20 protein-coding genes are annotated in these 21,413 nt (G+C 61.2%); 8 read left to right on the forward strand and 12 right to left on the reverse strand.

The features are described 5' to 3' along the window. Positions 1-257 precede the first annotated feature (257 nt). From ACMDCR_RS25570 to ACMDCR_RS25580, 3 genes are all read left to right on the forward strand, one after another. On the forward strand, positions 258-899 hold the full coding sequence (locus ACMDCR_RS25570; RefSeq protein WP_413989317.1) for a TetR/AcrR family transcriptional regulator: 642 nt from the start codon (positions 258-260) through the stop codon (positions 897-899). Next, the gene (locus ACMDCR_RS25575) at positions 896-1,993 is read left to right on the forward strand and encodes an efflux RND transporter periplasmic adaptor subunit (protein ID WP_413989318.1); all 1,098 of its coding nucleotides are present in this window, start codon (positions 896-898) and stop codon (positions 1,991-1,993) included. Before ACMDCR_RS25570 ends, ACMDCR_RS25575 begins: the two co-directional genes overlap by 4 nt. A gap of 140 nt (positions 1,994-2,133) precedes the next feature. After that, entirely contained in the window at positions 2,134-5,334 is a 3,201-nt protein-coding gene (locus ACMDCR_RS25580; protein WP_413989319.1) for an efflux RND transporter permease subunit, read from the forward strand. A gap of 144 nt (positions 5,335-5,478) precedes the next feature. On the opposite strand, the gene ACMDCR_RS25585 is transcribed toward ACMDCR_RS25580, so the two are convergent. Further along, entirely contained in the window at positions 5,479-5,877 is a 399-nt protein-coding gene (locus ACMDCR_RS25585; protein WP_413989320.1) for a VOC family protein, read from the reverse strand. 97 nt (positions 5,878-5,974) lie between these two features. Here ACMDCR_RS25585 and ACMDCR_RS25590 point away from each other — a divergent pair, with 97 nt between their 5' ends. Continuing rightward, entirely contained in the window at positions 5,975-6,679 is a 705-nt protein-coding gene (locus tag ACMDCR_RS25590) for a helix-turn-helix transcriptional regulator (RefSeq protein ID WP_413989321.1), read from the forward strand. A gap of 99 nt (positions 6,680-6,778) precedes the next feature. Here the strand turns inward: ACMDCR_RS25590 and ACMDCR_RS25595 are convergent, their stop codons facing one another. The 11 genes from ACMDCR_RS25595 to ACMDCR_RS25645 form a co-directional block, all read right to left on the reverse strand. Beyond that, on the reverse strand, positions 6,779-7,201 hold the full coding sequence (locus tag ACMDCR_RS25595) for a hypothetical protein (RefSeq protein ID WP_413989322.1): 423 nt from the start codon (positions 7,199-7,201) through the stop codon (positions 6,779-6,781). 87 nt (positions 7,202-7,288) lie between these two features. Next, positions 7,289-7,600, reverse strand: coding sequence for an HPr family phosphocarrier protein (locus ACMDCR_RS25600; protein ID WP_413989323.1), 312 nt, complete (start codon positions 7,598-7,600; stop codon positions 7,289-7,291). A gap of 96 nt (positions 7,601-7,696) precedes the next feature. After that, positions 7,697-8,083, reverse strand: coding sequence for a dihydroxyacetone kinase phosphoryl donor subunit DhaM (gene dhaM / locus ACMDCR_RS25605; protein ID WP_413989324.1), 387 nt, complete (start codon positions 8,081-8,083; stop codon positions 7,697-7,699). A 166-nt stretch (positions 8,084-8,249) separates the two neighbouring features. Next, a complete protein-coding gene (locus tag ACMDCR_RS25610; RefSeq protein WP_413989325.1) occupies positions 8,250-9,266 on the reverse strand; it encodes an ABC transporter ATP-binding protein in 1,017 nt (338 codons plus the stop codon). Beyond that, entirely contained in the window at positions 9,259-10,356 is a 1,098-nt protein-coding gene (locus ACMDCR_RS25615) for an ABC transporter ATP-binding protein (protein WP_413989326.1), read from the reverse strand. Before ACMDCR_RS25615 ends, ACMDCR_RS25610 begins: the two co-directional genes overlap by 8 nt. A 10-nt stretch (positions 10,357-10,366) precedes the next feature. Then, on the reverse strand, positions 10,367-10,579 hold the full coding sequence (locus ACMDCR_RS25620) for a hypothetical protein (RefSeq protein WP_413989327.1): 213 nt from the start codon (positions 10,577-10,579) through the stop codon (positions 10,367-10,369). Next, positions 10,576-11,529 (reverse strand): carbohydrate ABC transporter permease, encoded by a 954-nt coding sequence (locus ACMDCR_RS25625; RefSeq protein ID WP_413989328.1) that lies wholly within the window; start codon positions 11,527-11,529, stop codon positions 10,576-10,578. Before ACMDCR_RS25625 ends, ACMDCR_RS25620 begins: the two co-directional genes overlap by 4 nt. Then, positions 11,526-12,479 (reverse strand): carbohydrate ABC transporter permease, encoded by a 954-nt coding sequence (locus tag ACMDCR_RS25630; protein WP_413993721.1) that lies wholly within the window; start codon positions 12,477-12,479, stop codon positions 11,526-11,528. The genes ACMDCR_RS25625 and ACMDCR_RS25630 overlap by 4 nt, the downstream gene beginning before the upstream one ends. Positions 12,480-12,583: 104 nt before the next feature. Continuing rightward, entirely contained in the window at positions 12,584-13,915 is a 1,332-nt protein-coding gene (locus tag ACMDCR_RS25635; RefSeq protein WP_413993722.1) for an ABC transporter substrate-binding protein, read from the reverse strand. A 751-nt stretch (positions 13,916-14,666) separates the two neighbouring features. Then, a complete protein-coding gene (locus ACMDCR_RS25640; protein WP_413989329.1) occupies positions 14,667-15,545 on the reverse strand; it encodes an NAD(P)-dependent oxidoreductase in 879 nt (292 codons plus the stop codon). Positions 15,546-15,655: 110 nt separating this feature from the next. Then, positions 15,656-16,414: an SDR family oxidoreductase gene (locus tag ACMDCR_RS25645; RefSeq protein WP_413993723.1), complete on the reverse strand. Its 759-nt coding sequence runs from the start codon at positions 16,412-16,414 to the stop codon at positions 15,656-15,658. Between the two features lie 98 nt (positions 16,415-16,512). Between ACMDCR_RS25645 and ACMDCR_RS25650 the strand changes: the two genes are divergently transcribed. From ACMDCR_RS25650 to ACMDCR_RS25665, 4 genes are all read left to right on the forward strand, one after another. After that, positions 16,513-17,460 (forward strand): 2-hydroxyacid dehydrogenase, encoded by a 948-nt coding sequence (locus ACMDCR_RS25650; protein ID WP_413989330.1) that lies wholly within the window; start codon positions 16,513-16,515, stop codon positions 17,458-17,460. Positions 17,461-17,471: 11 nt separating this feature from the next. Further along, positions 17,472-18,509, forward strand: a complete 1,038-nt coding sequence (locus ACMDCR_RS25655; RefSeq protein WP_413989331.1) for an L-idonate 5-dehydrogenase — start codon at positions 17,472-17,474, stop codon at positions 18,507-18,509. Between the two features lie 295 nt (positions 18,510-18,804). Further along, positions 18,805-20,307 carry a sugar ABC transporter ATP-binding protein gene (locus ACMDCR_RS25660; protein WP_413989332.1) on the forward strand — a complete coding sequence of 501 codons (1,503 nt, stop codon included), beginning with the start codon at positions 18,805-18,807 and terminating at the stop codon, positions 20,305-20,307. Between the two features lie 19 nt (positions 20,308-20,326). Further along, a complete protein-coding gene (locus ACMDCR_RS25665) occupies positions 20,327-21,376 on the forward strand; it encodes an ABC transporter permease (RefSeq protein ID WP_413989333.1) in 1,050 nt (349 codons plus the stop codon). The last annotated feature ends 37 nt before the right edge of the window (positions 21,377-21,413 follow it).

Raw genomic sequence — 21,413 nt, forward strand, 5'->3', positions numbered from 1 at the left:
ATGGGGATACCCGTTAAGCCAGCGGCTACCCTATCCTCAGGTCTGCGTGAGCGTTGCCGGCGCCTCGTCCTCGCTGACCGGGCGGCATTCTGAGCATCCCCTGTCCGGCACGCTCGGCGATGCTGCGCTTGTCTGCTCGAAGCGACCGGAAGAATCCTCATGGTCACGACTGAAGCGGTTCATCGAGAAAATTCTGCTTTGACTGACGAACAAAGAATGATAAAAAAGAAAAATATTCACTCTTCAGGATTCAGTCTGTGGCCATCAAGTCACGCTATGAGCCGGATGAAGCCCGCGAGCACATTCTCGATGCCGCCGAGGCTTTGTTCCGCCGCATCGGCTACGCCAAGACCACGATCGCCGACATCGCCAATGCGCTGGGCATGTCGAGCGCCAATATCTATCGCTTCTTCCCCGGCAAGAACGCTATCAACGATGGGCTGTGCCGGCGCATGCTCGGCGAATTGCACACCTTTGCCGAAAGCTTCCTGGCGGGCCCCGATCCGGTCTCGATGCGCCTGGAGGCGATGATTGTCGGCGTTCACCTGCACAATAAGTCGCGCTTCACCCATGAGGCCACGGTGCATGAGATGGTCGCCGTCGCCATGCAGGAGAACTGGCAGGCGGTGGAGGAGCATATCGGCTATATGGGCCAGCTTTTTGGTCAGCTGATCGCCCAGGGCATCGCCAGCGGTGAGTTCGCGCCCTGCGATGTCGAAGCTTATGCCAGGACGCTCGGCTTTGCCTGCTGCGGCGCCTTCCATCCCACCATGATCGCCGAGGCAAAGCCCGACGCCACGGAGGACGATGTCCGCCGCCTCGCCCGCCTGCTCGTCCGCGGCCTCGCCAACAACACCGCATCCGTCGCGCCATCAGCCGATGTCGGAGGTAACGCATGACCCTCTTCCCGACACGCCGTCTTGCCCTTGTGGCGGTCCTGGTCGCTGGAAGCGCCCTCGCCGCCTGCAGCAAGCCCGCGGAGGTCGCCAAGGCCAAGCCCGAGCGGCCGGTAAGCATCGCGACGGTGCATTTCGCGCCTGCCTCGACGCCGCGCACGCTTGTTGGCATCGTCCGCGCCCGCATCGAGAGTAATCTCGGCTTCCGCGTTACCGGCAAGATCGCCGAGCGCCTCGTCGACCGCGGCGCCATCGTGAAGGCCGGCCAGCCGCTTGCGATCCTTGACCAGACCGACTGGAAGCTGCAATTGCAGCAGGCGGAGGCGGCGCTCGTCGCGGCGCGGGCAGCCCGGGACCAGGCCGTGGCCGAACGCGGTCGCATTACTTCGCTGCGCGGACGCGGCTGGTCGACCAATTCGGACTTCGACAAGGCGAACGCCACCGCCGACCAGGCAATCTCGGCCTATGATCAGGCTGCCAAGGCGGTGACCTTGGCCCAGAACACTCTCTCCTACGCCACACTCGTCGCAGATGCCGACGGCGTGGTAACGGCGACCCTTGCGGAGCCCGGCCAAGTCGTCACTTCCGGCCAGGCCGTGGTCAGCCTCGCCCATGCCGATGCGCGCGAGGCGGATGTCTCGATCCCCGAAACACTGATCGACGAAGCCCGCACCGGCACCGCGACGGTGACGCTGTGGTCGCGCCCCGACAAGACCTACCAGGCGAAATTGCGCGAGCTCACCCCCTCCGCCGATGCGGCGACCCGAACCTACCCGGCTCGCTTCTCGATCGAGGGAGCCGGACCGGAGATCGATCTCGGCATGACCGCAACGGTGACGCTGGCCGATGCATCGCCCGAGGTCGCGCGCCTGCCGCTCGGCTCCATCCTTGACGAGGGCCACGGACCGACAGTGTTCGTCATCGATCCCGTTACCAAGGTGCTGACGTCGCGCCCGGTGACGGTCACCGCCTACGATGCCCAGGACGCCATCGTGTCCAAGGGCCTGTCCGAGGGTGAGACCGTCGTCGCACTCGGTGTCCAGAAGCTGCATGCCAGCGAAACGGTGCGGCTTGCGAGCAACGCCGCCGGCGGATGACATCGCCGACTGCATGAGATGTCCCTCCCCTCGACGGGGAGGGCGTGGCAAGCGCGGCGTTCGCAAGCGGGGCGCCCAGACAGCACTTTATGCAAGCGGTCCGGCCAGGCAGGCCTGCCGCCCGTCCAGGAGCATGCGTGATGGCGAGTGACAAGACCAGACCGGCCGATGCCGGCCATGCCGATTACGGCATGCGCGACCGCTTCAATCTTTCGGCCTGGGCCGTCGCGCACAAGCAGCTGGCGCTGTTCTTCGTCATCGCGCTCGCCATCGGAGGGGCACTTGCCTACACGAATCTAGGCCGCGCCGAGGACCCTAACTTCACCATCAAGGTCGCCAACGTCACGGCGGTGTGGCCGGGCGCCACCTCGCAGGAGATGCAGGATCAGGTCGCCGACCAGATCGAGAAGAAGCTCGAGGAGCTGCCCTATTTCTATCGCGCCCGCACCTATGTGACGCCGGGCTTCATGGCGCTGCAGCTTTCGCTCCAGGACGCGACCCCGCCAAAGGAAGTGCCCCAGCTGTTCTATCAGCTGCGCAAGAAGCTCACCGACATCCAGCCCAACATGCCGGCCGGCGTGATCGGCCCGAGCGTCAATGACGAATTCGGCGACGTCGACAGCCTGCTCTTCATGATCACCGGCAAGGGCGCGAGCTACCGCCAACTCAAGGACCAGGCCGAGGCGATGAAGAAAGCCTTGCTGCGCGTGCCTGACGTCACCAAGGTCGAGCTTTACGGCGACCAGCAGCAGACCATCTTCGTCGATTTTGACACCGCCAAGCTCGCCAGCCTCGGGGTGACCCCGCAGACCATCTTCGACAGCCTCGCCAAGCAGAATTCGGTGACGCCGGCCGGCACCTTCGATACCGCTGCACAGCGCATTCCCCTGCGCGTCACCGGCGCCCTCGACGGCGTGGAAGCGGTCAAGGCCACACCTGTTTCGGCCAACGGCGTTCTGTTCCGCCTGTCAGACATCGCCACCGTCACCGCCGGCTATGCCGACCCGCCGAACTTCGTGATCCGCCAGGGCAGCGAACCGGCACTGGGCCTTGGTGTCGTCATGGCCAAGGGCGCCAACATCCTCACCTTCGGCAAGAATGTGAAGGCGGCGGTAGACGGGTTCATCGGCGGCATGCCCGTCGGCATCGACGTGACCCAGATCGCCGACCAGCCGACCGTGGTCGACCACGCCGTTTTCGAGTTCCTGCGCTCCTTCCTCGAAGCGCTCGTCATCGTGCTTGGAGTGTGCTTCATCTCGCTGGGATGGCGGACCGGCATCGTCGTTGCAACCTCGGTGCCGCTGGTGCTGGCCGTGGTCGTGCTGGTGATGAGCATGCTGGCCATGGATCTCAACCGCATCACACTCGGCGCCCTTATCATTGCGCTCGGCCTTCTGGTCGACGACGCCATCATCGCGGTGGAGATGATGGTGGTGAAGATGGAACAGGGCTGGCCGCGAGAGAAGGCCGCCGCTTTCGCCTGGACATCGACCGCCTTTCCGATGCTCACCGGCACGCTCGTCACCGCCATAGGCTTCGTGCCGATTGGCTTCGCAGTATCGGCGGTGGGTGAATACGCCGGCGGCATCTTCTGGGTCGTCGCCATCGCCCTCATCGCCTCCTGGCTGGTGGCGGTATTGTTCACTCCGCTCTTCGGCGTCCTGCTGCTGCCCGACTTCAAGAAGCATGCTCACGCCAATCCCGACGCGATCTACGAAACGCGCCTCTACAATATGCTGCGCGCCGTGGTGCGGTTCTGCGTGCGCTGGCGCCTCACCGTGGCGATGGCAACGCTCGCGATCTTCGCCGGCGCCATCGTCGCCTTCGGCCATGTGCAGCAGCAGTTCTTCCCGATCTCCGACCGGCCCGAGCTGTTCTTCGAAATCCGCATGCCGGCCGGGACATCGATAAATGCCACCAAGGCGGCCGCGATCGAAGGCGAACGACTGATCGCAGGCGACCCCGACGTCAAGAGTTACACCACTTATGTCGGCCAGGGTTCGCCGCGCTTCTGGCTCGGCCTCAATCCGCAATTGCCCGACACCGCCTACGCCCAGATCGTCATCCTGCCGGGTGATGTCGAGGCGCGCGAACGCGTGAAGACAAAGATCGAGACGGCGCTCGGCAACGGCGCGCTGTCCGAGGCGCGTACCCGCGTCACCCGCTTCGACTTCGGGCCGCCGGTCGACTATCCCGTCGAATTCCGCGTGGTGGGCACCAACCCGCTCAAGATCCGCGAAATCGCCGAGCAGGTGCGCAAGGTCATGCTCGCCGACAAACGCGTCATCGACCCTAACCTGCAATGGAACGAGCGCGAGCCCTCCCTGAAGCTGATCGTCGACCAGGACCGCGCCCGAGCGCTCGGCCTGACGCCGCAGGACGTCTCGCAGACGCTGCAATTGCTGGTGAACGGTGCCACCATCACCACCATCCGCGACGGTATCGAGGACATCGCCGTGGTGGCGCGCGCTTCCGACGGCGAGCGGCTCGATCCCTCGCGCATCGCCGATCTCAACTTGCTGGCACGTGACGGCCGCGCCGTGCCGGTGGCCCAGATCGCACGTATCGAACACACTGCCGAGGAACCGCTGATCTGGCGCCAGAACCGCGACATGATGCTGTCAGTGCGTGGCGGTGTGATCGATGGGGTGCAGGCGCCGGACGTAACGGCCGCGATCTATCCGCAGCTGAAATCGATCATCGACGCCCTGCCGCAGGACTATCGCATCGACATCGGCGGCGCTGTCGAAGAATCCGGCAAGGCCAATGATTCGATATTCAAGCTCTTTCCTCTGATGTTGGCCCTGATGCTCGCCGTGCTCATGGTGCAGTTGCAGAGCTTCTCGCGCCTGTTCCTCGTCTTTCTTACTGCCCCATTGGGCATCATCGGCGCTTCGCTCGGTCTGAACGTCGCCGACCGGCCCTTCGGATTCGTTGCCTTGCTCGGCCTTATCGCACTCGCCGGCATGATCATGCGCAACACCGTGATTCTGGTGGATCAGATCGAAGCCGATGTCGCGACCGGCAAGCATACAAGGCGTGAGGCGATCGTCGAGGCTACCGTGCGGCGCGCAAGACCAGTGATCCTGACCGCGCTGGCGGCGATCCTTGCTATGATCCCGCTGTCGGAAAGTGCCTTCTGGGGGCCGATGGCGACGACGCTCATGGGAGGGCTGTTCGTGGCCACCTTCCTGACTGTGCTGTTCCTACCGGCCCTCTACTCGCTCTGGTTCCGCAAGAGCCTGGACCAGCGCGCACCGATGGCGCGGGACGAGACGAATGCGGACCCTGCCCTCGACAAGGCTGAGCCCATCTTCGTGGGACAACTGGCGGCGGAATAGGTGTTGCCACGCGAGCGTGGCAAAATGCGGCCATCGAGGCAGGCTGAGGTGGCATGCATTGGTAAGAGCAAGGCTCGCAAGCCCTGCAAGTATCTGGCCGGAGATTGGTTCGTTGAGGCCAGGCGCGACGACCTTCGTCGCGTCTCACCTGCCGGCGAATCTGGCCTTCGCGGCATCCGTGGCGTGCATGAACAGCGCCACGATCGTACCCTCGGGATCGCGGAACTGTGCCGAGCGGTTGCCCCACGGCAGCATCTTCGGTTCATGCACGACTTCGACCTTATCCTTCAGCCGCTCAAACTCGACATCGACATCTTCGACCCTGAATTCGAGGATCGCCGTCCGATTGGAGGCTGGCTCAGCACTTCCCTCTTTGAAAAGCGCCACCGTCTCCGTGCTGCCGATTGCAAGTGTTGCCGAGGGCGTGACGATCTCGGCGAATACCGGTGCAAGCCACGTCGCCGACAGTCCCGTGACCAATTCGTAGAAGCCGACGACGGCCTTGATATCGTTGACGACCAGGCGTGTGGAAGCGAACATCATGACGGGAACCCTTCTGGGAGATTGCAGCTCTACTGCGTGACAAGATCCTTTTCTCACAGGCCTGCTGCCAGCATACTGGCAGCAGGAGTCACCAGCGATGCGCCGGGCCGAACGATTGTTCCAGATCATCCAGATCCTGCGTCGGTCTACCCGGCCGGTGACCGCCGCCGCCATCGCCGAGGAGCTTGAGGTCTCGAAACGCACGGTCTATCGGGACGTGGCCGACCTCATTGGCCAGCGGGTGCCAATCGAGGGCGAGGCGGGATTCGGCTACCTGCTCTCACCCGACTACGACATGCCGCCCCTGATGTTGACGCCGGATGAGATTGAGGCTGTCGTTCTGGGCGCGCAATGGGTGGCCGGGCGGGCCGATCCGGTGCTGGCCACTGCCGCTCGCGATGTCGTAGCCAAGATCGCCTCGGCCGTGCCGGAGCATCTGCGTCCCTACATCGCCGATCCGAGCGTCTCGCCCAAGCCGCCAGTTGACCGATCCGGGACAGAAATTGACACGCGCTGCATCAGGTCGGCGATCCGCCGCGGCATGAAGCTTCGGCTGCTGTATCGATCAGAGACGGGCGACGAAACGGAACGGACGGTCTGGCCGGTCATCCTCGGCTATGCCGACACGAGCTGCCTTCTCGTTGTATGGTGCGAGACGCGGCAGGACTTCCGTCATTTCCGCACCGATCGCATGATCACGACCGAGGTCCTGGGCGAGCCGCACGGATTGCGCAGCGGCGAACTAAGTCGGCGCTGGCGGATTTGGCGCCAATCCGAACTTGCAAAACGCGGTTTCGGATGACTATGAAAAAGAGGTGCCAATTTAGACTGGCCGCAATTCGAATAACTTTCAATTTAACGGACTGATGACCTAAAGTGTCTCGCGATTAGACGGATAAGGTTAGTCACCGTGCCGTATGAGCCGTGCAAGGCGCCGCGCGGTTTCGCGGACAAGTTCGTCAAACTCCCGATTCTTCGCCGCATCACCGAAGTCGACCACATCGAGTTTCAGGCTGCGCAAACTGGGTCCGCCGCGAACCGATTTCAGGCGGTTCGGGTGAGCACGCGTGAATGCCTCCAGGAAGGTGCTCTTTTCGGCTTGCGAAAAATGGCAGATCTCGAAAATGATTTCGAGATGCGGCGCCGGGATAGGCACCGGATACGCCGGACTGGAAATGTGCGAGACGAAGCTGCGATTTTTTCCTAGAGCGGTTGCAAGCCGCTGCCGCGTGCCAGACGGACGCTGATCGAGGATATCACGAAGAATCCTCTTGTAGGTCTCGACTTTGGCGGCCTTGCTGCTGAGGTTCGGAGCGTTATTCATCAGGCGCTCTTGATCCCGGCAAAGTGCCCGGCGGCCTGTCCACCCGGCGCAATCTTGTCAGTGAAGCGAAGCCCGCTCATGTGCCTATCAAGCTCCGTCATCGCTGTGACCTGCCTGATCCTCGTGAAAGCCGAGATCGACCAGTTCCTGCAGCGCGGCAAGCGCGGCGCGGGCATCATGGCCCGAGGCGCGGAAGTGAAGGACCGTGCCCTTTGTTGCCTTGACCGCCATGACCTTGACGATGCTCTTCGCATCGACCCACGGGCCGCCTGCCGCTGTTGCGACCTCAACATGCGCCGCAAAGGTCTTGGCGAGCTTGGTGAGCTTTATGGAAGGCCGCGCATGAAGCCCGACCGGATTCGTCAGTGGCGTCGACGCGGTCGCCGTGAAGTCATCCATGTAAGGTCTCGATCCCATGCATTTGATACCGCCAGGGCACGCCTGATGGTGGCGTTGGCACTCCAATGCCGCACGGCCTTTGTCGCGCGGCAGCAGTCATCGCGAGAACTCCTCCGCAATTTGTCGCACCGTGGCCAGGCTGGCGCCGCCCGAGGCTTCGGTCGCGGCGATCACTGCCCCTTCGACGATGGGCGCGTTGCATATCACAACGCGGTCGCGCCAGTCCTCGCGAAGCATTTCAACCGCCATTTGGCTATTGGTCTCGTCTCCTCCAAGATCAACAAGGATGGCAACCCCGGCTTCTGACCAGGCGCGATGAATAGCCTGCGTGATGGCCTCGAAGTTTGTCCCAAGACCGCCGGCCGTATCGCCGCCAGTCCAGGCGACAGGAACGTCATCGCCGACCATCTGACGCACCATATCCGCAGCGCCTTCGGCAACTTTGGGGGAATGCGATACAATGACTATGCCAACGTTAGTCATCAGCTATCTCCGTGCTCATCGCAAAGAGCGGCGGTCATAGGTGGCGAAGAGCGGGCGGCGGGATCCACCTGACCGATCGGCCCCCGTTTCCGCCCCTTCGCGAACCGGCAACCTTCGTCCCTCAAAGGCATGTTGTTTTTTCTCACGGCGCGCATATCAGGAGCCTTCACGTCGCAATTCGAATTCCGTCCTGGTCGAAGAACAACGGCCTAACGAGAACGATGCCGACCTCGTCGCCCACCGCGAGTCCGGCGTCAGGGTCGACAAGCGTAACCACTTCGTGCTGGTCAATTTTGATGTGCAGATGGTTCTGGTCGCCTAGGTGCTCGATCCAGGTCACACGGCCATGTGCCTCAGCTCCCCGCGCCTTGGCGATTCGAAGGTGCTCGGTGCGCGCACCGATTGTCGTGGCCTCCGAGGGCGCGGCAATGCCAGGCAACAGGCGGCGCGGTAAGAGGTTGATCGAGGGTTGCCCGAGGCGGGCCGCGACATAGAGGCTGTTTGGCGTCTCGTATATCTGGCGCGGTGTGCCGATCTGCACGATCCGCCCCGATTGAATGACGCCGATCGTGGTCGCCATTGTCATCGCTTCGATCTGATCGTGGGTTACATAGAGAAGGGTCGCGCCGAGCTCCATCTGAATGCGTTTAAGCTCGAGTCGCAGATCGGCGCGTAGTTTCGCGTCGAGCGAAGACAAGGGTTCATCCATCAGATAGATGGCTGGGCGGCGCACCAGCGCCCGACCCAGCGCCACACGTTGCATCTCGCCACCCGACAGGTTCGTCGCGCGATTGCCCAGCTTGCTCTCGATATGCAACAGCTCGGCCGTTTCCGTCACCTTGCGCCGGATCTCGTCTTCAGGCGTTCGCCGCGTCGGGGAGCGCAACGGAAAAGCAAGATTGTCGTACACCGACAGATGCGGATAGAGAGAATACTGCTGGAAAACGAACGCTACATCTCGCGCAGCCGGCGGCTCCGCCGTGACGTCGCGGTGTCCTATGGCCACCCGCCCGTGGTCAGGCACCTCAAGGCCCGCGACAAGACGCAGCGTGGTGGTCTTGCCTGCGCCCGTCGGTCCGAGCAGGACCATGAAGGAGCCGTCGGCGATCTCGATCGTTAAGTCGCTGACCGCGACCATGTCGCCGAAGTGCTTCGTGACATTGGCAAGGACCACATCAGCCATGAAGAGGCCCATCGGTTAGAGCCGTCGAGATTGCGCGTCCGCTTGCCTTGTCGAAGAGCGAGAGCTTCTCCGGCTTGAGCGCGAGGCCCAGCCGCTCACCGATGCGCAGAGCGAAATCGGCGGGCGCGCGAGCCCGCAGAGTTCCGTGCGGTGTCGTCATGGTGACGATCTGGGTCGTGCCGAGGTATTCGACGCCGAAGACGACCCCCCGCAGTGCGCCACCATCGGCGAATTGCACATGTTCCGGACGCACGCCCAGAATGTATTCGCCTTCGCCCAGGCTTTCATGAACCCTCGGGACGCCGATCTCGCCGCCTTCGACTTGAACTTTTTCCGCGCCCTTCTCAACATTGCCATGGAAGCTCAGGAAGTTCATCGGAGGCGAGCCAATGAAATCGGCGACGAACAGGCTTGCCGGCTTGTCGTAGATGTTGCGGGGCGTGTCGAGCTGTTCGACAAGGCCACGGTTCATAACGGCGATCTTGTCGGCCATCGACATGGCCTCAAGCTGATCATGTGTCACATAAATCGTCGTTGACTTGAGCCGGTCGTGCAATGCGCGCAGCTCGCCGGTCATGATGTGCCGGAATTCTGTATCGAGGGCGCCGAGCGGCTCGTCCATGAGGAAGGCTTTGGGCTGGCGCACGATCGCGCGTCCGAGCGCGACACGCTGGCGGTCGCCCGAGGACAATCCGGAAACCGAACGGTTGAGGAGATGGGGGATGTGCAAGATCTGGGCCGCCTGGGCAACGCGCTCGCGTATCTCAGTACGTCCCATGCCCTGGCTCTTGAGCGGGAAGCCTATATTTTGGCGCACGCTCATATGAGGATAGAGCGCGAAGAGCTGGAAGACGAAGGCGATGTCGCGCTGCGCCGCGCGCTTGAGGCTCACATCCTCGCCATCGAGAAAGATGCGTCCGGAAGTCGGCAATTCGAGGCCGGCTATCATCCTGAGCGTCGTCGTCTTACCGCAGCCCGATGGACCCAACAGGCAGAAGAACTCGCCGTCCTGGATGGTGAAGGTCGAGTTCTTGACAGCGACGAAATCACCGAAGGCCTTTTGCAGATTGTCGACCTTGATTTCCGCCATTGCGCAAGCCTCATTCAGGCAACTTGGTGACAATCGTAAACATCACGACGCCAACCAGGATCGTCACGAACGAATAGGTGTAAAGCACCAGAAGGAAGGGCTGGCAGAGCATCACGACGCCGAGCGCGATGATTCCGGTCGCGACATTTTCCCACGGCCCACGCCGGAACAGCCGACGCCGAGGCGCCGCCTGCGTCTTTGCTTCCTGCCTGATCACGGTCATCGGCGCATCGCCCCAAATGTAATGCCCCGCAGCAGGTGCTTGCGCAGCAATATCGTGAACACGACAATGGGGATCAGGAACAAGGTCGTGCCCGCAGCAACTGCCGGCCAGTCCTGACCGCCCTCGCCGATAATGAAGGGGATAAAGGGCGGCGTCGTCTGCGCGTCGCCCGATGTGAGCAGAACCGCGAAAGCGTATTCGTTCCAGGCAAAGATCAGGCAAAAGATCGCAGTCGCGGCAATGCCGGTTGCCGCTTGCGGCAGCACGACCTTGCGAAAGGCCTGCAGGCGCGTATAGCCGTCAATCATCGCGGCTTCTTCATATTCACGCGGAATCTCGTCGATGAAGCCCTTCAGGAGCCATACCGCGAGCGAGACATTGACCGCCGTATAGAGAAGGATCATGCCGAGCTTGGTGTCGGTGAGGCCGAGTTCGCGGTACATGAGATAGATGGGGATTGCGACCGCGATCGGAGGCATCATTCTGGTCGACAATATGAAGAACAACAAATCGTCCTTGAGCGGCACCTTGAAGCGGGAGAAGCCATAAGCGGCCAAAGTGCCGAGTGCGACGGCGAGAAAGGTCGATCCGAAGCCGATGATGAGTGAGTTGATGTAGCGTGGAATGTATTTGGATGGACCTGCGATCACCATATTGCGCGAGCGCACCAGCCGACCGTACCAAGTCTCGGCTGGCGGAAGCGTTGCGATGAAGTCTGGCGTCTGACGGGTGCGCGTGGTGAACAGGTTGACATAACCCTCGAGCGATGGCTCGAACAAAATCTTCGGAGGGTAGCTGATGGAGTCCGGCGGCGTCTTGAAGCCAGTCAGAACGATCCACACCAGCGGCACCATCGAGACGAGCGCGTAGAGGATGACGAGCGCGCCAGCAATCCGCTTGGTGACACGGCTCGGTTCGACAATCGAGTGAGCGGCGATGCTACCTGTCATTTCTGTTTCACCCGGTTGAGCGCTTTCACATAGATGTTGGCGAGACCGAAGATGGTCACAAACAGGATGACCGCGAAGGCCGAGGAATAGCCCGTCGTCCATTTCTCGAAGGCTTCGCGTTTCAAGGTGATCGAGGCCAGTTCCGTGGTCGAACCGGGGCCTCCATTGGTCAACAGATTGACCATGTCGAACATCTTGAAGTTCTCGATGCCACGAAACAACACGGCGAGCATGATGAAAGGCATGGCGAGCGGCAGGGTGATCGACCAGAACTGCCGCCAATTGGACGCGCGGTCGATCTCGGCGGCCTCATAGATGTAATCCGGAATTGAGCGCAGGCCCGCCAAGCAGATGAGCATGACGTAGGGCGTCCACATCCACACGTCGACGATGACGATCGACCAGGGCGCCAGTTGCACGTCGCCAATCATTTGAAAGGAAGATGGATCGACGCCGGTGAAGAAGGCAATGACGTAATTGAACAGACCGGTCTGCGGCTGGTAGAGGAAGGTCCAGAAATTGCCGACGACGGCCGGCGAGAGCATCATCGGGATCAGGATCACCGTCGTCCAGAATCCATGCCCCCTAAATTTGCGATCGATCAAATAGGCGAGCGCGAAACCGAGCACCGTCTCGATAGCGACCGTGGAGACGACGAAGCGCGCCGTAACCTGCATGCCGTGCCAGATGTCGGGATCGCTGAGCAGGTCGGAATAACGCTCCACACCCAGCCATTTTATCGGCGCATTCGGCCTGTTCGCCTTGTAATTGGTGAACGACAGCCGAATGGTCCAGATCAACGGAAAGATGTTGATCGCCAGAAGCAGCAGTATGGTTGGTGTGATGAAAAGCCAGGCGATCGCCCGATCCGAGAGCCCGCGAACGCGCTTGGCGATCTTTGGGGAGGTCAGGCCAGCGGTTCGCTCGGCCAGCGTCTCAACGGGGCGCATTTCCAGCATTCGCATCACCCATCAGAGCCTTGGAGTGGGCTCCACCCACCGCGCCACGGCGAGGAAGTGGAGCCCAAGCACAGGCTTTCGAGGAAAAGGGCGGCTCAGTTGATCTTGCCATCTTCCTTGAAGACTTTTTCCCAGTCCTTGACCAGAAGATCGAGCGCCTCCTTGGCAGTCCCCTTGTCGGCGACGACATAATCATGAACGCGCTTCTGCATGTCGAGCAAGAGCTCGGCATAGGTGGGCTCCGCCCAGAAATCCTTGACGATTCCCATCGACTCCAGGAAGTCCGGTGCGAAGGGCGCGCTCTTGGCAAATCCTGGCGCCTGAACTACGGCCTTCAGGGCCGAATAGCCGCCGAGTTCCCACCACTTTTGCTGCACCGCCGGCTGCGCGAACCACTTGATGTATTGCAGGGCGGCGTCTCGGTTATCGGAATAGGATACGACCGAAATGCCTTGGCCGCCCAGTTGCGTGAAGTGCAGCTTGGCGCCCGGATTGACGAAGAAGCCGATCTTGTCACCGCCGACATTCGGATCTTTGTATAGTCCGGGGAAGAAGGCGAACCAGTTCATCTGCATGGCGACCTGGCCGGACTTGAACGCATCGAGCCCCTCGGACATGTAGGCGTTGGTCATGCCAGGAGCCGTGCAGCACTTATAGAGGTCCTTGTAGAACTCGAGGCCCTTGACGGCCCCCTCCGAGTTCACGAAACCATCCATTTCGTAGGGTTTTTTTGGATTGTCATAGTCGAAGCCGTAGTCGTACAGCACGTTGGTCACGCCCATCGTAATGCCTTCCGAGCCACGCTCGGTAAAAATATAGGCGCCGTAGACTTTCTTGCCGTCGATATCACGCCCTTGGAAGAACTCGGCAATCTGTTTGAGTTCTTCGTAGGTCTTGGGTGGCGCAAGGTCACGACCATATTTCTTCTTGAACTCCGCCTGAAGCTCTGGGCGTGAGAACCAGTCCTTGCGATAGGTCCAGCCGACCGCATCGGCCATTGCCGGAAGGGCCCAATAGTTCGGCGTGTTTTTCGGCCATTCCGAATAGCCGACCACTGTCGCGGGCATGAAGTCATCCATCTTGATGCCTTCTTTATCGAAGAAGTCATTCAGTTTGACGTAGTGCCCATTCTCCGCCGATCCGCCGATCCATTGGCTGTCGCCGATGATGAGATCGCAAAGCTTGCTGTGTGTGTTGAGTTCATTGAGGAAGCGGTCGGCGTAGCTCGTCCAGGGGACGAACTCATACTTCATCTCGATGCCGCTCTTGGCCGTGAAATCCTTACCGAGCTCGACCAGGGCATTGGCGGGATCCCATGCGGCCCAACACAAAGTGAGCGATTTTCCTTGCGCGTGCGCTCTGTCTACTGGAGCGGCAATCGCCAAAGCTGCGGCCACCGTCGCCGCCAATGCCAATACTTTCCTCATGCTGAACCCTCCCTCTGTCTCGCCGGCTCTCCACGGTCGCTGTTCAAGCAAGCGCACCGCCCAATCGACCATTTGGCCGAATGTTCACCAATTTGCGTTCCCTCGCCACCGGTCCTGATCTAGCGTCAACTCGGCAGCCGTTTGTTTATTGAAATGCTTATTTATAAACAAAGCAAGCGAAAAACTGCCCGCTGAAGACAGCAACGACGAACGGCCCTTTCTTCGGATCGAAATCTATCCGTGGTCAGCTCCGAACCCGTCGACGAGGAGGTTCGCAGCCCGCTATAGATTCCGCACCGAGGCTACTTACCAAGGCACCTCCATAATGCAGAGTAAATATTCGGTCCGATGATGGCACTCTCAGCTTGTAGATCCGCTTATAGCGCACGAGGCAGACCATAGAAAACTTGCTCTACTTCAGAATATTGAGATAGCCGTTGCGGGATATTCCATTCAAATTGATAAATCTATCGCGCCATCATCGAGCACACCGACGGCATGATCATCCAAGTAGATTGGATGCCCAAATCTTGGTTTCATAGCCGCCGTAGCTTGGGATCCCCTCTTCGGTGCACAGGACCACAGGGTTGATGTGCTTGCCTGCCCAACCCGGCGAGGTGTTGTCACGTTAACGCCGACGTGGCACCTGTCCGTGTAGTGGAGCTGGCATGAGCCCGCCTCCCGTCAGTTACAAGCGCGCTCGCTGTCGCAGCGGTTGAGTAGAGCCGCAAAAGGGAAGAGGGACTGACGTTCAGACCCCTTCGGTGCGTTGAAAGAATTCCATAAGCACCGCTTGATCCTCGCCCCCCAGACCCCAAGCTGTCAGCATCCGGTGAATTTCCGCGCATACCGCCGTCATGGGCATGGCCGTATTGGTCCGACGCGCCAAGTCTTGCGCACCATTGAGGTCCTTGACCATGTTGTCGATCCGACCTGTGCGGCGATAATCCTTCGCGACATAACGAGGCATATATTCCTGCAAGATAGCGCTGTCCGCTCGCCCTCCTTTAAGGGCCTTTGGCACCTTGGCGGCATCCACGCCGGCATCGAGCGCCAACTGCGTCGCTTCGGCGACGGCTAGAAAATTCAAGCCGCAAAGGACTTGGTTGATCAGCTTCGTGGTCTGACCCGCTCCCACCGACCCCATATGGGTGAAATTCGTCGCCAAGTGCCGAAGGACCTCGCCAGCCTCCGCCACATCCTGTGGAGCGCCGCCCGCCATCAGCGTCAATTCACCGATCAGGGCCTTGGGCGCGCCGCCCGAGAGCGGGCTGTCTACCCAGCGCAGGCCCTTTTTTGCCGCCTCGGCCGCGAGCTCCTTCGTCGCCTCCGGATCGATGGACGACATATCGATGATCAGCGCGCCAGGTCTGGCGCCCTGAGCGACGCCCTCGTTCCCGAACACCGCTGCGCGGACGATCTTCGGCGAGTTGAGGCTCAGGATGATATAGTCGGAATCAGCCGAGGCCTCGGCAGCTGTTCTTCCAGGCTTGGCGCCGAGCGAGGTCAGCGCCGCCACCTTTTCGGCATCGAGATCGAAAACCGTCAGGGTCGTGCCGGTGTGCAGAAGGCGCGTGCCAATCGCGCCCCCCATGGCACCCGCGCCGATAAGGGCGACGTTGTTGCTCATCTTGTTTCCTCTTCCAGGCAAGTGGCAATACTCAAATGATTTCCTCGAGCGGCCGATCGACAGCCACATAGAGGCAGGCCAGCTACGAGCTGAGGGCGATCCGCATCATCTCAGAGCGAGGCCGTTATGCCGCCATCGACATAGAGGATATGTCCGTTGACGAAGGAGGAGGCTTCGGAGGCAAGGAAGATGCAGGCGCCGACCAGTTCCTCCACCTTGCCCCAGCGTCCCGCCGGCGTGCGTTTTTCCAACCAGGCGCTGAAGGCCGGATCGCCAACCAAGGCCGCGTTGAGCGGTGTGTCGAAGTAGCCCGGCGCGATGGCATTGCACTGGAGCCCGTGCCTGGCCCAATCGGTCGCCATGCCTTTGGTCAGATTGCCGACCGCGCCTTTGGTCGCCGTGTAGGGAGCAATCGACGGGCGTGCGAGGGCTGTTTGGACACTGGCGATATTGATGATCTTGCCACGGCCCCGCTTGAGCATGTGTCGCGCAACGGCCTGCCCGACATTGAAGACGCTTGAGATATTGGTCTTCAGCAATTGCTCGAAGGCTTCCTGCGGGAAGTCCTCGAGCGGGCTGCGGTGCTGCATGCCGGCATTGTTCACCAGAATGTCGATCGCCCCCTTCTGCGCCTCATAGCCATCGATCGCTTGGCGCGTAGCATCATGGTCCGTCACGTCGAAACTCAGCACATCGACCACCGCGGGCAGTTGTGCAGCAACGCGGGCAAGTTTGTCGGGGTCACGCCCGTTGAGGACAATCGATGCGCCAGCTTGCGCCAAACCTGAAGCAAGTGCCAGCCCGATGCCCTGCGACGAGCCTGTGACCAAGGCGCGGCGGCCGGTGAGATCGAAAAGACTCAGCGACACCATTTCCTCCAATTTTTGTCTCGACAATTCGTCGTTGGTCTATTTATGTTATCGATAACATTAACATGTCAAGATATTCCCAGGGGAGGTGAAGTGAAATGGCGAAGCCGTGCATCCTGCAGATAGGCCCTTATCCCCAGTGGGACGAGGAGGCGCTGAACGCCTTTTACGATGTCCATCGCTATTTCGAAGCACAGGACAAAGGGGCCTTCCTGCACAAGCTCGGTCCGGCCGTCCGGGGCATCGCCACGCGAGGCGAACTCGGCGCCAACAGGGCCATGATCGAGTCCTGTCCCAATCTCGAGATCATCTCCGTCTATGGGGTCGGTTTCGATGCGGTGGATCTTGCCGCATGCCGGGAGCGCAGCATTCGCGTCACCAACACGCCTGATGTGCTGACCAATGATGTCGCGGATCTGGGTGTCGCGATGATGCTTTGCCACTCGCGCGGGATGATCGGAGCGGACACCTGGGTGAGAGATGGCAGCTGGGCCAACAAAGGGCTCTATCCCCTCAAGAGCCGGGTGTGGGGCCGCAGGGCCGGCGTGCTGGGTCTGGGCCGCATCGGTTTCGCAGTGGCCAGGCGATTGAAAGGCTTCGATATGGATATCGCCTACAGCAGTGTCGGTCCAAAGGCCGATGCCACGGGCTTGGAGTTCATCGCCGATCCCGTTGCTCTCGCCCGGCGCTCGGATTTCCTGTTTGTCACCCTCGCCGCATCGCCTGCCACCCGTCACATCGTCAATAGGGAGGTGATTGCGGCCCTCGGTCCCCAGGGTGTGCTGATCAATATCTCCCGCGCGTCCAACGTCGACGAAGAGGCCCTGCTTGAAGCGCTGGAGAGCGGCGGTTTGGGTGGTGCCGCTCTGGACGTCTTCGAAGGAGAGCCGAAGATCAATCCTCGCTTCATGAAGCTCGACAATGTTCTGCTGCAGCCCCATGTCGCCTCGGGCACGGTGGAGACCCGTAAAGCCATGGGCCAATTGGTCCGCGATAACCTGGCAGCACATTTTTCCGGGCAGCCGCTGCCGACGCCTGTGCTCTGAGGAGAAAAGCAATGAAAGCGATCGTCGCACATGCGGCCAAGGACATCCGCATCGAGGAAATCGCCGAAGAGCGGCCGGGGCCCGGGGAGGTCAAGATCCGGCTTGCCACGGGCGGCATTTGCGGCAGCGACCTGCATTACTACAATCACGGCGGCTTTGGGACAGTACGGCTCAAGCAGCCGATGATCCTTGGCCACGAGGTGTCAGGCGTCATCTCGGAACTGGGTGAAGGCGTATCCGGCCTGACGCTCGGACAACTGGTTGCCGTATCGCCTTCCCGCCCATGCGGACAATGCCGCTACTGCCAGCTTGGGCTGCGCAATCAATGTCTCAATATGCGCTTTTATGGAAGCGCAATGCCTTTTCCGCACATCCAGGGCGCTTTTCGCGAAAACCTGGTGGCGGATGCCATCCAATGCGTCCCGGCGGATGGTCTGACGCCCGGCGAGGCGGCCATGGCCGAACCTCTTGCCGTGACGTTGCACGCGACCCGCAGAGCCGGCGAAATGCTGGGAAAACGCGTGCTGGTCACAGGCTGTGGTCCGATCGGCGTTCTGTCGATCATCTCTGCCCGCCGCGCTGGCGCGGCCCAGATTGTCGCTACCGATCTTTCAGATTTTACCCTCGCCATGGCCAGAACGGCCGGAGCCGACTTGGTGATCAACACGAAGAAGGAGCCAGATGCCCTCGAGCCCTACTCGCAGGACAAGGGGACATTTGACGTGCTCTACGAATGTTCAGGCGCCGCCCCCGCCCTCGTCGCAGGTATTGCTGCGCTTCGCCCGCGCGGCGTCATCGTACAGCTTGGCCTGGGCGGTGACATGAGTCTGCCGATGATGGCGATCACCGCCAAGGAACTCGACTTGCGCGGCTCCTTTCGGTTCCACGAAGAATTTGCGGTTGGTGTGGACCTGATGCGCGCGGGCCTCATCAACGTAACCCCGCTGATCACCGACACGGTGAAGCTTGATGATGCAATTTCCGCCTTCGAGATAGCCTCCGATCGCAGCCGATCCATGAAGGCGCAGATCTCTTTTTCTCAAGTTTGAGGCCGGATTCGCTTCATTCCCGCAATCCGTGCTCATGTCGAAACATGGTCACAAGAATGCGAAGAGGCCTGGCAGGAATTCGAAGGCGGCACCTTCACCCACGCAGGCGCTGCTCCGGCTGCCTTGCGCCATGCCGGTCGAAGATGGCCCTGCCATCGACGAGATCGTCGAAATCTGAGGATGCAGGCCAGCGCGAAAGACCCTTGACTCCTTCGAAAATGTTATCGATAACATCACCACTTGGCCGGAGAGCCGATACAGGGGAAATGCGGCTTTGGCCGAGGGAGGGCAGGCGATGACGAACGAGGGGACTCTCCGGTTCGAGAATATCGTGAAAACCTTTGGCGGCACTCGAGCCCTGAAGGGGGTCAGTCTCGATGTGAACCGGGGCGAGGTCGTTGCCCTCCTTGGCGAGAATGGCGCGGGAAAATCCACGCTCATCAAGATCCTGGGCGGTATTTTCCAGCCCGATTCGGGAGAGATTTCCATCGCGGGGCGCCCTTACCATCATCGCGTCAATGGCGCCGGCGAACGCCAGGGCGTTGCCTTCATTCATCAGGATCTCGGACTGATCGAATGGATGACGGTTGCGGAGAACATGAGCCTGCCGCAGCGTTTCTCAGGTCGCCGATGGCCCGGGCTCATCGATTGGCGCAAGGCCGAGGAACGGGCCGCGTCGGCGCTTGCCCTGGTCGGCTGCGATATCGATCCAACCCTGCGTGTGCACAGCCTCAGCCGAACCGAAAAATCCCTGGTCGCGATCGCCCGTGCGCTTGTGGTCGAATGCGATTTCCTGGTCTTGGACGAACCCACCGCGAGCCTTCCGGCGGACGAGGTCGAACGCCTGTTCGACGCCGTTCGCAGATTGCGCTCTCGCGGTGTGGGTATGATTTATGTGTCGCATCGCCTCGATGAAATATTCCGGATTGCCGATCGCGTGGTGGTCATGCGCGACGGGCTCAAGGTCGGCGAAAAGCCGGTTGCCGAGACGACCCCCGATGAATTGGTCAGCCTGATCGTCGGACGGACCACGCTCGACCTGTTCAAGAAGGCCGAATATCGCGAAGGTCCTTTGCGCGTGACTTTGACGGATGTGGTGACGCCGACTGCCGGGCCCGTCAGCTTCAGCGTCAGGCAAGGAGAACTCCTCGGCCTCGTGGGCCTGCGCGGCGCCGGCCAGGAGGAAATCGGCCGAGCGCTCTTTGGGGCTGTGCCCTCGCGTGGCACCATCACGCTCGATGGCAAAGTTCCCGATCTTTCGTCGCCGAGGGCGGCGCTGAAGGCCGGCATCGGCCTGATTGCCCGCGACCGGATGGAGGAATCGCTCGCTCCATCCCTGAGCATCCGGGAGAACGCCTTTCTCAATCCGGGAGCGGTAGGACGGGGACTGTTTTCACCGCGCGCGCCCTCCACCGAGAGGCGCATGGCGCGCCAGATGGGCGATGCGGTCGGGCTGCGCCCCAACGATCCGGATCTGCCGATCGAGGCCTTGTCCGGTGGCAATCAGCAGAAAGTCGTGGTGGGCCGGTGGCTGGCGACGGGACGGCGGCTGATCGTCGCGGAAGATCCTACCGCCGGCGTCGATGTGGGAGCGAAGGCCGAGATCTACCGGCTCATCGCACGGGCGCTCGACGACGGGCTTGCGGTCATTGTGGTTTCGACCGACTTCGAGGAGATCGCCCATATCTGCCACCGTGCCCTGGTCTTCAACCGCGGCCAGATCATCGCGGAACTTGCGGGTTCGGCCCTCACGACAGAGGCGGTGATTTCGGCGTCCTCGGCATCCGAAGCGGCATGAGCCGGCAACAGGAAACACCATGTCCACCAATTCGATAAAGTCAGACGCACTGGAGCCCACGCGCGGCGAGCTCAAGAATGTTTCCGCTTCCGAGCGCCTGCTCCGGCGCCTGCCGGTTTATGGTCTGCCGATCCTGACAGTGGTGCTGGCGCTGCTGTTTTCGGTGCTCTTGCCGCAAACTTTCCCGACCCTGCTCAATCTTCGGTCGATCATTTCGGACAAGGCGATCATCGCCATGCTGTCGCTCGCAGCCATGATCCCGATGGTGACGGGCAAAATCGACCTGACCGTGGGCTATGGCATCGTGATGTGGCACATCCTGGCGATCAGCCTGCAGACGATGCTGGGCCTGCCCTGGCAGATTGCCGTGATCATCGTGATCCTGCTCGGTTGCCTGGTGGGTTTCCTGAACGGCCTGCTGGTCGAGGTTGCCCGCATTGACAGCTTCATCGCCACGCTGGGCACGGGGACCGTACTGTATGCGGCTGCGTTGTGGCACACAGGCGGCAGGCAGGTGGTGGCCACGCTTCCCCAGGGCTTTCTCTCGCTCAACGGGACGATGGTGTTCGGACTGCCGATCACCGGCTTTTACGTTCTGGGCCTGGCATTTGTCCTGTGGCTCATTCTCGAGCACCTCCCGATCGGCCGCTATCTCTATGCGATCGGGGCCAACCCGAAGGCCGCTGCCCTCAACGGCATCCCCGTGCAGCGCTATACCATGGGCGCCTTTGTGGCATCCGGCGCCCTGACGGCTGTCGCAGGCGTGCTGCTCGCCTCCAAGCTGCGCATCGGCCAGGCCAGTGTCGGGCTCGAATATCTCTTGCCGGCGCTCGTCGGAGCGTTCCTTGGCTCCACCACCATCAAGCCCGGACGCGTCAATGTCTGGGGTACGGTCGTGGGTGTTGCCATCCTGGCTGTTGGCATTGCGGGCATCCAGCAATTCGGCGGCTCGTTCTGGGTCGAGCCCATGTTCAACGGTGTCACCTTGCTGATCGCGATCGGTATCGCAGGGTATGCACAGCGGCGTCGAGGCTCGGCGACCCGTAGTTTCAAGAAGACGGGCCCATAAAACTCAATCGTGAAAACTCAGTCGTCAACAGGAGGGA

This window comes from Labrys okinawensis (assembly GCF_047345005.1).
Taxonomy (GTDB): Bacteria; Pseudomonadota; Alphaproteobacteria; order Rhizobiales; family Labraceae; genus Labrys; species Labrys okinawensis.